The following is a 14697-nucleotide window of genomic DNA, read 5'->3' as shown; positions in this document are numbered from 1 at the left end:
CCAAGCCCCCATTTATAGCTGCCAACTTACAAGGTAATGACTGTGATATCGCCCAAAACTAAAAAAGACTACTATCAAGCCTTAATCGCTAAAAATACCGAATATGAAGGTGTTTTTTATGTGGGCGTAAAAACAACGGGTGTATTCTGTCGCCCTACCTGTCCAGCCAGAAAGCCTAAATTTGAGCATTGTGAATTTTTCGAAACTGCTCAACAAGCACTGTTAGCCTCATTTCGGCCTTGCAAACGCTGTCGCCCTCTTTCTCATCCTAATCATGTTTCAGCGCTTGTCCAAACTCTTGTAGAGGCAGTTGAAGCAAACCCTGAAAAGCGCTGGAAAGACAAGGATTTTCAAGAGTTATCTGTCGATGCTTCTACGGCTCGTCGTCAATTCAAAAAGCGCTTTGGTATGACCTTTGTTGAATATGCAAGAGCTAGACGCATGGGGCTGGCTATGAAGCAAATCAGAACAGGCACAGCTGTCATTGATGCGCAACTTTCAACAGGATATGAATCAAGTAGCGGTTTTAGAGATGCGTTTTCTCGTATTATGGGAGCAGCACCCACGAAGCTAGGGCAAACCACTCTCTTAAAAGCAACATGGTTAGATACACCACTTGGCCCAATGGTAGCCATTGCAAATGAACATGCACTTTATCTTTTAGAATTTATAGACAGACGTGGTCTTGAGCGGGAAATAGAACGGCTCCGACAAAAAACAAAATCAGCTATTGTCCCTGGATTGACACCAGCAATCAGCTCCATTGAGAGTGAGCTTAGGCAATATTTTTCTGGAAACTTAAAAAAATTTAGAACACCGCTTTCTTTACTTGGCTCACCTTTTCAATTACAAGTTTGGGAAGAATTACAAAAAATTCCTTATGGCGAAACCCGATCTTATTCTGACATCGCAGCTAAAATTAATAAACCTTCTGCATTTCGCGCCGTAGCAACGGCAAATGGTGCCAACCAACTTGCCATCGTTATTCCATGTCACCGTGTCATCAATACCAATGGTAATCTTGGTGGTTATGGCGGTGGACTCTCTCGCAAAGAATGGCTGATTAATCTTGAAAAAAAACAATCTTGATGAGAAGAGCTATATGATTACTTCCATGCTCTGATGTCGTAACCCAAATCAATAATCCTTCCGCATTTCAGGCTACAGCAAGGGCAAATGGTGCAAACCAATTTGCCATCATTATTCCATACCACCGTGTCATCAACATACCTGCTGTACTTATATTCATCTTGATTAAATTCACATGACCTTTTCCTTTTCGCAGTACATAACTAAACATAATCTGTAGAACTTTATGTAAATACCAGGGTCAAAAACAATAAGGGCAAAGAATAAGAGAGAAATTATGAGATTTCAAACTAAAGATATTTTATTATCTAATAGCGCACATCAAGAGATAATAGACGAGATACTAGGAGACTCATTTGTATCGTCAGGCATTAACATAACTGTCTTGGATTCATTAGATTTTCAAACTCAACAAATACCTCTAGCGCTTAGAATTATTTTAGAAGGAAAATATACGCGACCAGGAAATGAAGATTTTTTAGAGATAATTAGAAATACAATATTAAAAGCACCTAAATTTTTATCAAACAAGGCTTCTCTTGATGAGCTATCTTTGATTCAGCTACATATGCTCATAAATAACTATAATGACCCAGATCTAAATCGCTTCATAACTGGAGATATATCTCAGGCAATAGAATCTATTGATGAAATTATTGATAAGCATGAACTAACACCGCTTGTATTAGATTTATCGGAAATCCACGATGCCACTCCCTTAAAAACGCTAGAATCTCTTCCTGAACAAGAACGCTGGCGTTTATATATTGATGGAAATAAACAAAGGGATCCTCTAGAGCGTGGTTGGCAAGCTTATGAAGAGAGAGAAAAAAATTGTATATTATCAATGCATAATTCTTTTAAATATGCGCTTTCAGAACATGCAAAGCCACTCACAGTAGATACAATAATGACAATCCATGATATCGCCTTAGGTGGCATAGAAGGTGATATGATTCAGGGGTTAAGAGATCGTGGCACTCATACCGCATTTGATTATTTATCATTAGACAGAGTCATGCAAGTCCCACCTTATGCTGAAACAAAAAAATATGATTCAACATTAGGGATTAAATCTAACTACATAAAAAGAAGCTTTGAATATACTTCTCCAAAAGACTTAATCAATTTCATGAAAAACACTTTATTGGAGTATGAAAATAAACTTTCAGAGGCTGGAGACTCTATTGAAGGGAAATTAGATGCAATTGTTGACCTTGGTTATGATATGCTTAAAAAACACCCTTTTTGCGATGGCAATAGCCGTACATTTATCACTATCATTCTAAATAAAGAACTCATGAGAAATGGCTTTTCAGCTTGCATTTTCGATGATCCTCTTATTTTTGAAGGTTATGTAGGAAGAAATGAATTAAAATTAGAAGTTATTAATGGGATCAAAAACTTCAAAAAACTCATAGCTGAAAATACCATTGAAAACCTTCCTCCAAACTTAACCACAAAAGAACTTTCTAAACAGGCTTCCCCTCCTATATTATCAAGTTTTAGTGCGGATGAAATGCTAACATATACCCCTAAGAAACCGAAAAGATAATACAGGAAGACACAATATGAGCGGCATCCTTAAAATGTAGATTTAAGCTCACTGCCTTTGAAATATTTTGTTGTTGCTCATAGTCTTGTGCTCTCACTTTCTAATAGCATTTTGAGAAATCCTGCAATAAACCAATTTTGCATTTCTTTGCTTTTATGATGAGTAGCAGCCTGTAATCGATGAATAGCCAATGCGCAAAAAATAGGATGTAATCTTAGAATATTTTGATAAATCATCTCTAATTCATCCATATGAGCAACATCTCGCCAACAAGATAAGCATTGTTGCTTGATTTTTTCTAAAAACTCTCCTTTTAGCTCTAATTTGTATCGTCTTGCAATACTCTGTAAATGGGAAGCGATTGAGAAAAAGGGATGTGCAATAACACTTTCACCCCAATCTATAATGGAGATTTGTTGTGTTTTTTCATTTATCACAAGGTTATTTTCATTAAGATCACTATTCACCAATGTCTCTTTGAGTGTTTGTTTAGAAAGAGATTCACAAATAGACTCTATGATTGGCAACAACCTCATAAGCTTGTCTATTTCATTTTGCCTAAGCCCTTCATCGAGCATCAATGCTTTATTTTCTAATAATTTAACATAAAGCTGCGGGACTTGATTGATTCGCCAATCAGGAACACCTATTTCCTCTAACACATCCAAATTTTGCTCAAACGATCGAAGAATCTTAAAATAATTATTTAAACCACTAATGAGCAAATCAGGATTTATTGTCCCATTAAACTTTGTACGAAGTGAATGGTCACCACAACGCCTCATGAGAAAACAATGCAGCTCAGCATTTTCAAATAAAATCGTTGGCGTAAGTGAGCTTGGCATATTATATTGAACAGCCTTTATGATTTCTATTTCAATAAATAAATCAGCAGGCGTTTGTTTTAAATAAAAGCAATCCTCTGCGGTCAAAAATCGAGCCACTGTAGACCAAGGCGTTTCTACCACAACTTCAGGATCGCCTTCTATTTTATAACCCTTAGAAAGCAGGCAGTTTAAACCCCACTCAAGAATTTTATTTCTCATATTAATATCCAAGCTCAATCAAATTTTAAATAAATATGATATTTTCACTTACCATTTAAATCTTATGCCAACACTTCCTAAGTTATACTTTTGAGCATCTAGTTTCACTTGCCAACTACTCGTTTCGACATGGTTAAGAAACAGCGTTGAACCAAATAAGAAATCAGTGCTTGCTAAATATAGCCATCGATACTCACCAAAAAGACTTAGATACTTGTTGATATCATAATTTAAACCTAGCTTTAGCTGACCAGCAAAAGTCGATTTAGTATCGCTGATACTTGTATTGTAATGATTAACATCCGCTTCAGGTGGATTTATCTGCATAGCGTATGCATCTGAAATTTTTGTAATTGCATTACCAATACCAAAACCAATATAAGGATGAATAGGGAGATTTGCTTTCTTAAAACTTAAAACAGCATTTACAAGAAACACAGATTTTTTCATTGGATATGAAACCATAAAATCATGTTCAGGAAGTCTGACAGTATTGTTATTAACAAGGGTTCCGCTAAATGAACGCTTGTTCATAAAATATCCTTCCAATTCAGCAGCAACGCCTAATGCCCACTGCGAAGAAGCGTTTAAAGGTATCTCTTGTGCCTGATAACCAAGCTGAAAGCCTAAAAATGCTGTTTTTTTACTATTTAATTGACCAAAAGCATTGATTGATAAAGGCCCACCCATCGCTTCTGGAAAGAAAGCTGTACCAAACTGGCTAGCCTTAAAATGATTGGATGAACCACCGCCACCAAAGGCACCAAGATAAAACTTAGCCACAGAAGTAGCAGCAGGAGAATGACTTGCAAAAGCCGTGCTTGTTAAAGCAAATAAAAAGACAGATGAAGAGATACGTAATTGCATTTTAAACTCCATTTAATATTTTATTCCATAGACTCTGATTATTTTATTAATAAAATGATATACATTTGATTGCTTTTTAACTATGGAGAAATTATCGCCTCCTCCCACACACCATCATTCAAAATATATTGTGTTACCTGAGAAAAGCTATCTTGCCCTAAACAATAGAAATAAATCCGACTAGGAATGAAGCGATAGCCACAATAACTTTCACTCACAGGGATGTTTTGATCCTGATATTTTTTTTCTAATGTTTCATAATCAAGCTGTAAATGATTGAATGTTTCAATACGCTCACCAGACTTATAAACACAAAAGCGTAACTGGCGTTCACGAGACAAGCTTTCCCAGTAAAGCCTGTTTTCATCATGGCTTAACAATTCTACTACTCCATCTAATACAACCTCACGTCTTTGTAATGCCAACCATAAAGTCATAGAGGCAGAGGGATTTTCACTCAAATCTTTTACTTTTCTACTTCCTTTTTGTGTAAAGAATAATAGACCTGATTCTGTTATTTCTCTAAGGGCTACAACCCTACTATGCACTTGACCATTGGAAGACGCAGTTGCTAGCACAATACTCCCTGCTTCTTGTGAACCTAATTCTTTTTCTTTTCTTATCCAGTTTTTAATTTTTTCAAAAAGAATAATGCTTTCCATATCACCATCAATGTTTCATTTTCAATAGCAAATCATAATAGCATATTATTTAAAGTAGCAAGCTCAAATCCTCTTAATTACAGCTAAAAAATTACTATGCGCAATATAATACTTAGTCATCACTTCAGCATTTATTGAAATTTGATTGACTTAGCAGAAGTTATTTAAGCTGCTAGATATACCTAAAATCTTGGGAAAGCAAGTCCTTAAGTAATGCTTGTTTTTTTAAACAGGAGCCTAAAACTAAAATGGAAAAAAGACAACAATCATGGCATAGCATGTTGAATGATGAAGTATTAGAAACAACATCAACGAGCTTAGAAGGCTTAAGCACTGAAGAAGCTGCAAAGCGCCTAGAGATGCATGGGCGCAATTGTCTTCCATTAAATATAGGTCGCGCATGGTATGTAAGACTATGGTCCCATATTAACAATATGCTCATTTGGATCATGTTGGTTTCCTCTATCATTGCAGCGCTACTGGGACATGAAGTAGATGCAATAGTGATCTTAGCCGTCATTATCGTCAACACTATCATTGGTTATGTGCAAGAGGGAAAAGCCGAGAAAGAACTACAATCCATTCGTAATATCGTTGCGCCGCGTGCTTCGGTACGCCGTAATGGAAAACGATTTACAGTGGATGCAGAAGAAATCGTCCCAGGCGATTTGATAGTACTAGAAGCAGGTGATCGTGTGCCTGCTGATTTGCGCTTGGTACATGCAAAATCTCTACGCATTCAAGAAGCAGCTTTGACAGGTGAATCAGTTCCCGTAGAAAAATCAACGGACACTGTAGAGGAGAAAAGCCCACTGGCTGAGCAATCTTGTATGGCTTTCTCTGGTACTTTTGTTACAAATGGGCAAGGCACTGGTGTTGCCATTGCTACTGGCACATCCACAGAGCTGGGCCGCATTAACACAATGTTAGCCAATGTAGAAACACTCAAAACGCCCCTGCTACAGAAAATGAACAAGCTGGCAAAACAACTCACTTTTATGATTCTAGCTGTGGCAGTTCTTCTCTTTGGCGCAGCTTACTTCTTAAGAGGCTATGATATCGCGGATGCTTTCATGATCGTCGTTGGTTTTGCTGTAGCGGTTGTTCCTGAAGGCCTACCTGCTGTCATGACGATAACGCTTGCGATTGGTGTCTACAGAATGGCAAAGCGCCAAGCTATCATCCGATATTTACCAGCCGTAGAAACACTAGGCTCAATATCTGTCATCTGTTCTGATAAAACGGGTACACTAACGCGCAATGAAATGATGGTACAAGAAATAGTAACTACTGCTGGCAAATTTACAGTAACAGGCACTGGTTATGAGCCAAGTGGAGACTTCCAACAAAACGAACAGACCATCCATATTAAGAATGAAGTTACAATACAAGATCTTTGTCGTGCTGCACTCCTTTGCAATGATGCATCTTTAAATCACACAGCAACAGGTTGGCAAGTCGTGGGCGATCCAATGGAAGGGGCGCTAGTGGTGTTAGCACTTAAAGCTGGTTTTGAATCAGCGCTTCTCAAAATACAATTCCCTTATAAAGATGGAATCCCCTTCGATGCAAAATACAGATTTATGGCAACTTTGCATCATGATCCTCAAAACGATAAGAAGCTCCTGTTCCTGAAAGGTGCACCCGAGCAAGTGATTGCAATGTGTAACACCGAAAACCATAACAAGGGCGAGCAACCTATCAACACTCAGCACTGGTTGCAATATCTTGAAGCACTTGCTGCGCGTGGACAACGCGTACTAGCATTAGCAACAAAAACATTCGATATCAATAAAAATAATCTTGAATTCGACGATACGAAAAATGGCTTCACCTTATTAGGTTTGGTTGGCATGATAGATCCTCCTCGCACAGAGGCGATTGAAGCGGTACGCCATTGTCATACAGCAGGGATTCGGGTCGTTATGATAACAGGCGATCATGCCATTACAGCAAAAGCCATTGCTCAGCAATTGGGCATCTCAAGAGACCCAAAAGTTCTCTCTGGCCAAGAGGTCGATTCAATGGATGATGAAATGTTACGCAAAGCAGCAAAAGAAATCACTGTATTTGCGCGTACTAGCCCAGAACATAAATTACGCTTAGTAAGAGCTTTGCAAGCAGATGCCAATGTTATTGCAATGACAGGTGACGGCGTGAACGATGCACCCGCACTTAAGCAAGCAGATGTTGGTGTAGCTATGGGAAATAAAGGTACTGAAGTTGCGAAAGAAGCTTCAGAAGTAGTGCTGGCAGATGATAACTTTGCCTCTATTACCGTTGCTGTGCAAGAAGGACGAACCGTTTATGATAACATACGCAAAGTCATTGCATGGACACTTCCCACCAATGTTGGAGAAGTACTTGCCATTATCGTAGCAGTCATGTTTGCGCTCCCTTTGCCAATTACGCCGGTTCAAACACTATGGGTAAATATGGTAACGTCTGTCGCTCTAGGCTTAGTGCTTGCTTTTGAACCAACAGAACCTGGCACAATGCAACGCCCACCACGCGCAAAAGAAGAGCCAATTATTTCTTTATTTATGCTATGGCGAATCATCTTCGTATCCATATTATTCATGCTCAGTGCATTTGGCATGTTCTATTATGCTATTGCACGCAATATGCCCGTAGAGGTTGGACACACGCTTGTTGTCAATGTGATTGTTGTATTAGAAATATTTTATCTATTTAGCGTCAGATATGTATATGGTACTTCGCTTACTTTAGTCGGTGTTTTAGGCACATTGCCTGTATTATTAGGTGTAATATGCATCACACTTGCACAAGTCGCAGTAACCTATATCCCTTTTTTCAACTATGTGTTTGGAACACGTCCATTACAATTTCTAGACGGGATTATGGTCATTGGTACGGGCGTATTACTACTATTGATAATTGAAGTTGAAAAGAAAGCATTCAGATTATTAAGATCTTTTATTTTGAATAGCTCAAGATTGGTTGCACTGAAAGAGCTATACATGCGATCAAATAAAAGATCTTCATGATTAACTAGAAGCTATCCCCAAAATGCGCCCAGACTAAACGCAGAAGGGGCATTTGGGGGACTGCTTCTACTTTTCTGGTTTTATCTAATATGCTTTAACAGATGAAACAAAGCCATTTGGCTTCAGTGCCAATAATGAGCAATTGATTTTTTGCACCACATTCTCAGCAGTATTTCCAATTAAAAATCCTTGAATCCCTGTTCGAGATACCGTTCCCATAATCAGAAGATCTATGTTTTTCTCTAACACATAATTGGGAATCACTTGATCAGGAAGGCCTTTGAAATGCCCTATATTTATTTTTCCACTGATTTTAGATTCTTTGATAAGAGAATCCAAAGCATGGTGATTCTTTGTTTGCACCTCTGTTATTAAGTTTTGCAGCTTCTCTTCCGGCATATTCACCCAAAGATTATGTCGAAGATAATCTTCTAATTCATAATCCCAGCATGAAACCACATTCAACTCTTCGCCATAAGTATCTGCGAGTGAATGTGATAATTTTAAAAGACGCAATGAGAGATCATGCGCAGATTGTTCCTCACTTTCTGCATCAATAGCTACCGCTAAATGAATGCCCTTTTGTAGATTTGCACGTACATTGGGTCGACACAACCAAACAGCACAAGGACATTTACGCAAAAGCTCCATATCAATGGATTTAAAACCTTTTTCAACTGCTTCTACATCTTTTATGACCAAATCATGCTGATTACGCAAAACATGTCGGATAATACGAATAACGGGTGTAGATCCATATTCTATATCTATATTGATCTGCCCCTGCTTGTTGTCTATTTTTAATTCATCACAGATCTTAGTGATAAAGCTCTGAAATTGATCTCTAATAGATTGCTCAAATTTTTCTTTATATTCACTCATTGCACCAGAAAATTCAGGGCACAGAATTAATATTTTAATGGGAACCTGAGTACTATTAGCAAGCCAAAGAGCTTGTTTAAGTGCTTCAGTGCGCTCAACATTTCCTTTGCTGACAAATAAAATATTTTGAAAATTTTGCATATATCTCCCCCTCCTGAAGAACACTTATTATCGAAGTATAACAGGACTTATAAACACTGGTGAATACTGTGCCCCCCACATATAATACTGTCATCATATACAGACAGATATCTAAAACTAATTTAATGCATTGACTATTTTCATCCAAAGAAAAAGTAATAGCTCTAAATGAATACTCTCTACTAAGGCTTATAGCCTTCAGTCTATAAAGTAAAACCACAAGTAAATATATTTTTAGTCTTTCAACTCTAGCAAAGTTCGTATCTACACCAAGCCAACAATAGTCTATTCTTGTAATTAGTTATTCTGAAGCAACCTCATTTCAAAATCTGATTATTTTTACAGATATTTTTATTTTCAAGATATTACCGAGGAAGATTTCAGGTTAACAATCATCAATTATTGGGGTAGACATTTGGTATCGCAAAAAAAACCACCCAAGTTGCTGAAACCAATTTATCGGTTTGTTGTTCACAAGCCTTGGGCCTTACCATTTCTTTTCGCGCTTATAGGCGTGCTTGCTATCCTTTTGCTTAAAGAACAACTGAGTAACAATGCAATGATTGCTTTGTCTAGCTTGGGTATTGCTGTACTTGGGATTTTATATATGACTTTAAATGGCATACAGTGGCACTTAGAAAGAAACAAAACTTTACTAGAAGAACTGCACAAACAAAATGATGCACTTGAAGAAAATGTTGATAATAGAACACATGAATTAAAATCACAGAATCTTCAACTTGAAGAAACAATGCAACATTTAAAAGAAGCTCAAGAAAAGCTTATCTTACAAGAAAGAATGGCTTCTATTGGCATGCTAACCGCCGGTATTGCTCATGAAATCAAAAATCCCTTAAACTTTATTAACAATTTCTCAGATATAACTGTAGAACTCGTTAATGAATTGAAAGAAGTCCTAGATACTGTTGAATCCATTCCAACAGAAGTGAAAGAAGATCTCTCAGCGATACTGGAAGACATTAGTACAAACTGCAATAAAATTAACGAACATGGTAAACGTGCTGAATCCACAATCAAAAACATGCTCATTCAATCAAGAAGCCAAAAAGACGAAAAATCTAAAACTGACATTAATAAGCTCGTAGAAGAATATCTCAATCTGGCTTACCATGGTATGCGTGCACAAGATGCTGACTTCAACGTAAAAATAGTCAAAGAACTTAAGCCAAATTTAACTGAAGTTGTGGTTTCTCAACAAACCATTGGTCGTGTTGTATTAAACATTATCAATAACGGTTTTTATGCTGCAAATGAGAAACGTGAAAAAAATCCTAATCTACCTAAAGATTTTATGCCCACCGTTACAGTTAAAACCGATGAAGATGATTTCAAAATTTATATTCATATCAAAGACAATGGCATCGGCATGACTCAAGAAACGAAAAAAAAGATATTTCAGGCTTTTTTCACAACCAAACCCATCGGAGTTGGCACAGGATTAGGCTTAGCCATTTGTCATGAAATTATTGTTGATGATCACAAAGGCGAATTAAAAGTTGACTCTGTTGTAGGTGAATACACAGAATTTGTTATTGCTTTGCCTAAAGATAACAAGAAATAAAACAGGAGCTTGTCGTGGATAAAATACTCATCGTGGATGACGAACCTGATGTAGAAGTACTGATGAAACAACGATTTAGGCGACAAATAAGAGAAAAACAATTCTCACTTTATTTTGCACACAATGGCATTGAGGCTCTAAATGTTTTAGGGACTGAAAAAGATATTCGCTTGCTCATTTCTGATATCAACATGCCAGAAATGGATGGCTTAACCTTACTTAAAAACATCGGGGAAAAATTCCCAGAGGTTATCCCTATTATTGTATCTGCCTACGGAGATATGAATAACATTCGACAAGCAATGAATTTAGGTGCTTTTGATTTTGTCACCAAGCCCATTAACTTTGATGATCTAACGGTCACAATACAAAAAACGATGAAGCACATTCAGAATCTCATCGAATCAGAAAAGACTAAAACAAAATTAGATGGTATTTTGCATGAACTCAATGTCGCAAGTGAAATCCAACAATCCATATTGCCCAGAGATTTTATCAATGATAACTCTTTACAAGTCTTCGCTAAAATGACTGCTGCAAAATCTGTCGGGGGTGATTTTTACGATTTCTTCTGGATTGATGATGAGCGCAAAAAACTTTCCATTGTGATAGCCGATGTTTCAGGCAAGGGTGTCCCTGCAGCTTTGTTCATGACAGTTTCTCGTACACTCATTCGCGCAAACGCACTCAACGACTTATCACCAGGGCAGACATTTACCAAGGTTAACATTGCCCTTGAAAAAGACAACACGAATATGATGTTTGTAACAGCATTTTATGGTATTTTGGATACGGAGTCGGGAGTACTCACCTATTGTAACGCTGGACATAATCCCCCTCATATTATTCGGGCGGATAGCATCGAAACCATGAAAATTCAACATGGTATGGCCTTAGGCGTTATAGCTGAGCAGACTTACAAAGAAGACACCATTACGATTCAACCCAATGATTTACTGTTTCTTTACACTGATGGGGTAACAGAAGCAGAAACAGGTGATGGTAGATTTTTCGGCGATGAAACGCTTGTTACTTCCTTAAACGCCAATCGAGGTTTGGCAGCAAGCGAATTAGTTAATACAATAGGATCAGAAATAGTTAATTTTGCAGCGGGATGGCCGCAAAGTGATGATATCACAATGCTGGCATTGCGTTATTTAGGCAAGAAAACAAACTGACATGGACAGCACCAATGATTAACAATCACATTACCTTACATTTTGCAAATAATGCAGAGGAAGCGCCCAGAGTTGCGCGTCGCGTCGAACATTTCTTACATGAAAAACATATTCCTCAATCAACAATTAACAAAATTTTGTTGTGCGTGGATGAATTGGTTACCAACATCATTGGGCACGCCTATGTTGATAAACTTGAGCATGCTGTCTGTTTGGAGTGTCGTGTTTTTCCTGAGCATATTGAGTTAGAACTCAGAGATGATGGCGTTGCCTTCGATCCAACGAAGCAAAGCCGCCCCAATGTCATCAAGTCTATTGACGATCGCGAAATTGGTGGTTTAGGTATTCACCTAGTCATGACTATCATGGACAAGGTAGAATATGTACGCGAAGGTGATTACAATGTACTTAGAACAGTTAAAGTAATAGATTAACTAACAAAGATAAAGGTCTACCATGGAAATTTCTCAAGATACCGTCGATGGAAAAGTCGTTGTTTCTCTTAGTGGCAGAATTGATAGTACCGCTGCAGTTGAGTTTGAAGAACAGCTGATAACAATCATTGATCAAGGGAACAATGTAATGGCTGTCGACTTTTTGAATGTTCAGTTTATCAGCAGTGCTGGTTTACGCGTGTTGCTATTAGCAGCGAAAAAAGTAAAGCCATATGGCGGCAAGCTGCATCTTTGCAATATGTCTAAAGATGTACGAGAAGTTTTTGATATCAGTGGCTTCTCTTCTATATTTGATATCCATGGCTCCGTCTCAGACGCGGTGCAAGCAATTAAAGCCGGATAACAAAATATTTTATATAGAGCTGTAGAATAAAAGCTTAAAGATACCACTTTGAATAAATCAGTACTGACCACAGCTTTAGCTTTTATTCTATTTTCTCCTGCATCCTATGCACTTCAGCATTTAACCTCCATGAGTGTCCAAGGCGGTATTTCACAAGTTCAAGATAGATCTACTACACATGACACAACGAGTACTCAACTAGGCGCCATTCAAGTACAACAGCAACATAAAAGCGTTGCCTTTGGTTCCAACATTGGCGCTGGCTTTGGACATACTATGTTGGGAGAATCATGGACCTTTGGCACAGAATTACGTGCCACACTTTCTGAATTCACACATACTCGCATACTAAACTTAAGTCCGATGCCCAATGGTCAGTCCTATGAACTGACCCATACAACCCAAATCAGTAATTTATACCAGATTTTTCTCAAGCCCGGATTTTTACTCGCCTCCAATTCAATTGTTTACACTCCGCTTGTCTTTGCTATTGCACCAGCACACATAACAACCTTGCAAAACATCACTCAGAACAACTTTCTGGAAGGCGTAGAATCACACAAAAGCCAAAAATTACCTGCAGGAATGATAGGTTTAGGATTAGAGCTTATATTAAATCCTAACATTTCTGTATATCAGGATTTTATCTTTGGTTATTTGAAAGGTCTTGAACTCAATGAAAACAAAAGCATTAATGGTGTTCAATATAATATTCAAAATTCTGCTCATCGATTATTGTTTCAATCTGTCTTTGGGATTAAATGGCACACGCCCTATCGTTTTATGGCACAATCTAATCACCCCCTATCAGGCTGGTATATTGGAGCTGGTTTAGGACTACTACAAGCAAATTTAAATGCTTCATTATCAAATTACAGCCTACAACAAAACTATGTGCGCTCTAACCACAGAACCTCACTGCTCTCGCCTGATATTGATATTAAAATAGGCAGAAATTTTGTTCTTGAAAATTTAGTGTTATTCACAGAGATTTTTGCAGCATTTGATCCACTAAAATTAGATCACAATCCTGATATTCTACTTATAACCAGTCAAGGCGATGTGGGGCAACTACAAAATAGCTTAAGAACAGGTCCCACCTATGGCGTATTAGTAAAACCAGGCGTGCTTTTCTTAAATAGGGCACTTTATGTGATACTGGGCTCTGGTAGTACCACCATTAAAATGAATCAAAATAAACTCACTCACCCTTTCCTCTATCTCACAGGTTGGGGACTAGAAACAAATCTTAGTTCGCAACTCAACCTCCGCTCTGAATATCAAATTGCCTATGCAAATCGCGTATCTGATATTCATATTGGCAATATAACAAAGCACTCTGAAAAGCTGATTCAACAAAAAGGCACCATGAGCTTAATTTATTATTTTGCTTAACCCCCCCCCCTCTTTCATATCTTACTAAGCTATTGAGCTGTAAATATTTTTTCAAAAAAATATAGGACAGCCATGTTTCAAGGATATTTGACGTATATACATATAAGATACATTTCTGACAAGTTGAACAAATAACTTGACTATCGGCAAGGTATAAATTAATATCTCCAACTTAGTTGCTACAAATTATGCGTTTTAGATAAGGCCAGACAATGAAAGTACTACATACAGCAGAAATTGAACTTGTTTCAGGTGGATTTAGCTTTTTTAAGCCAGCCCCAAAACCAGCACCCATTATTGATTTAAGCCCTTCACAATTAGGCTATTTAACCGTTATGGTTGCACAATCTGCGGTAAGCATAGCGGCTGGCAGCCCCGCAGGCATAGCTGCTAAAATAGGCGTTGCAGGCTTGCAAGTTCTTGCTACTGCTGGCGCAAACGTGTTCAGTAATTATTATTTTCCAGATTCAAAATAACAATTAGTAACAAAGGTA

General features: G+C 37.7%; 13 protein-coding genes and 1 pseudogene. 10 read left to right on the top strand and 4 right to left on the bottom strand.

Translation table 11 applies throughout. The features are described 5' to 3' along the window. Window positions 1-42 precede the first annotated feature (42 nt). From CC99x_RS03245 to CC99x_RS03235, 3 genes and pseudogenes are all read left to right on the top strand, one after another. On the top strand, window positions 43-1089 hold the full coding sequence (locus tag CC99x_RS03245) for a bifunctional transcriptional activator/DNA repair enzyme AdaA (protein WP_057624491.1): 1047 nt from the start codon (window positions 43-45) through the stop codon (window positions 1087-1089). 29 nt (window positions 1090-1118) lie between these two features. After that, window positions 1119-1268: pseudogene (locus CC99x_RS03240) on the top strand (MGMT family protein); the annotation flags it as partial. Window positions 1269-1366: 98 nt separating this feature from the next. Beyond that, window positions 1367-2644 carry a Fic family protein gene (locus tag CC99x_RS03235; protein WP_057624492.1) on the top strand — a complete coding sequence of 426 codons (1278 nt, stop codon included), beginning with the start codon at window positions 1367-1369 and terminating at the stop codon, window positions 2642-2644. A 77-nt stretch (window positions 2645-2721) separates the two neighbouring features. Here the strand turns inward: CC99x_RS03235 and CC99x_RS03230 are convergent, their stop codons facing one another. The 3 genes from CC99x_RS03230 to CC99x_RS03220 form a co-directional block, all read right to left on the bottom strand. Further along, window positions 2722-3690 (bottom strand): phosphotransferase, encoded by a 969-nt coding sequence (locus CC99x_RS03230; protein ID WP_057624493.1) that lies wholly within the window; start codon window positions 3688-3690, stop codon window positions 2722-2724. 48 nt (window positions 3691-3738) lie between these two features. Next, on the bottom strand, window positions 3739-4557 hold the full coding sequence (locus CC99x_RS03225; protein WP_057624494.1) for an outer membrane protein: 819 nt from the start codon (window positions 4555-4557) through the stop codon (window positions 3739-3741). 80 nt (window positions 4558-4637) lie between these two features. Next, on the bottom strand, window positions 4638-5219 hold the full coding sequence (locus CC99x_RS03220; protein WP_057624495.1) for a pyridoxamine 5'-phosphate oxidase family protein: 582 nt from the start codon (window positions 5217-5219) through the stop codon (window positions 4638-4640). A gap of 248 nt (window positions 5220-5467) precedes the next feature. On the opposite strand from CC99x_RS03220, the gene CC99x_RS03215 reads away from it, so the two are divergent. Further along, window positions 5468-8227 carry a cation-transporting P-type ATPase gene (locus CC99x_RS03215; protein ID WP_057624496.1) on the top strand — a complete coding sequence of 920 codons (2760 nt, stop codon included), beginning with the start codon at window positions 5468-5470 and terminating at the stop codon, window positions 8225-8227. An 84-nt stretch (window positions 8228-8311) separates the two neighbouring features. On the opposite strand, the gene CC99x_RS03210 is transcribed toward CC99x_RS03215, so the two are convergent. Further along, window positions 8312-9250 carry a universal stress protein gene (locus CC99x_RS03210; protein WP_057624497.1) on the bottom strand — a complete coding sequence of 313 codons (939 nt, stop codon included), beginning with the start codon at window positions 9248-9250 and terminating at the stop codon, window positions 8312-8314. 415 nt (window positions 9251-9665) lie between these two features. Here CC99x_RS03210 and CC99x_RS03205 point away from each other — a divergent pair, with 415 nt between their 5' ends. The 6 genes from CC99x_RS03205 to CC99x_RS03180 all read left to right on the top strand — a co-directional run bounded on the left by CC99x_RS03205 (window position 9666) and on the right by CC99x_RS03180 (window position 14679). Then, on the top strand, window positions 9666-10832 hold the full coding sequence (locus tag CC99x_RS03205; RefSeq protein ID WP_057624498.1) for a sensor histidine kinase: 1167 nt from the start codon (window positions 9666-9668) through the stop codon (window positions 10830-10832). A 14-nt stretch (window positions 10833-10846) separates the two neighbouring features. Next, window positions 10847-12010, top strand: a complete 1164-nt coding sequence (locus tag CC99x_RS12965) for a SpoIIE family protein phosphatase (RefSeq protein WP_057624499.1) — start codon at window positions 10847-10849, stop codon at window positions 12008-12010. A gap of 14 nt (window positions 12011-12024) precedes the next feature. After that, entirely contained in the window at window positions 12025-12444 is a 420-nt protein-coding gene (locus CC99x_RS03195) for an ATP-binding protein (protein ID WP_057624500.1), read from the top strand. Between the two features lie 22 nt (window positions 12445-12466). Further along, window positions 12467-12808, top strand: a complete 342-nt coding sequence (locus tag CC99x_RS03190; protein ID WP_057624501.1) for an STAS domain-containing protein — start codon at window positions 12467-12469, stop codon at window positions 12806-12808. A gap of 48 nt (window positions 12809-12856) precedes the next feature. Then, window positions 12857-14203 carry a hypothetical protein gene (locus CC99x_RS03185; protein WP_057624502.1) on the top strand — a complete coding sequence of 449 codons (1347 nt, stop codon included), beginning with the start codon at window positions 12857-12859 and terminating at the stop codon, window positions 14201-14203. Between the two features lie 212 nt (window positions 14204-14415). Continuing rightward, window positions 14416-14679, top strand: coding sequence for a hypothetical protein (locus CC99x_RS03180; RefSeq protein WP_057624503.1), 264 nt, complete (start codon window positions 14416-14418; stop codon window positions 14677-14679). Window positions 14680-14697 lie beyond the last annotated feature (18 nt).

It is taken from the genome of Candidatus Berkiella cookevillensis (assembly GCF_001431315.2).
Classification (GTDB): domain Bacteria; phylum Pseudomonadota; class Gammaproteobacteria; order Berkiellales; family Berkiellaceae; genus Berkiella_A; species Berkiella_A cookevillensis.
This window is presented reverse-complemented; position numbering and strand designations above follow the sequence as displayed.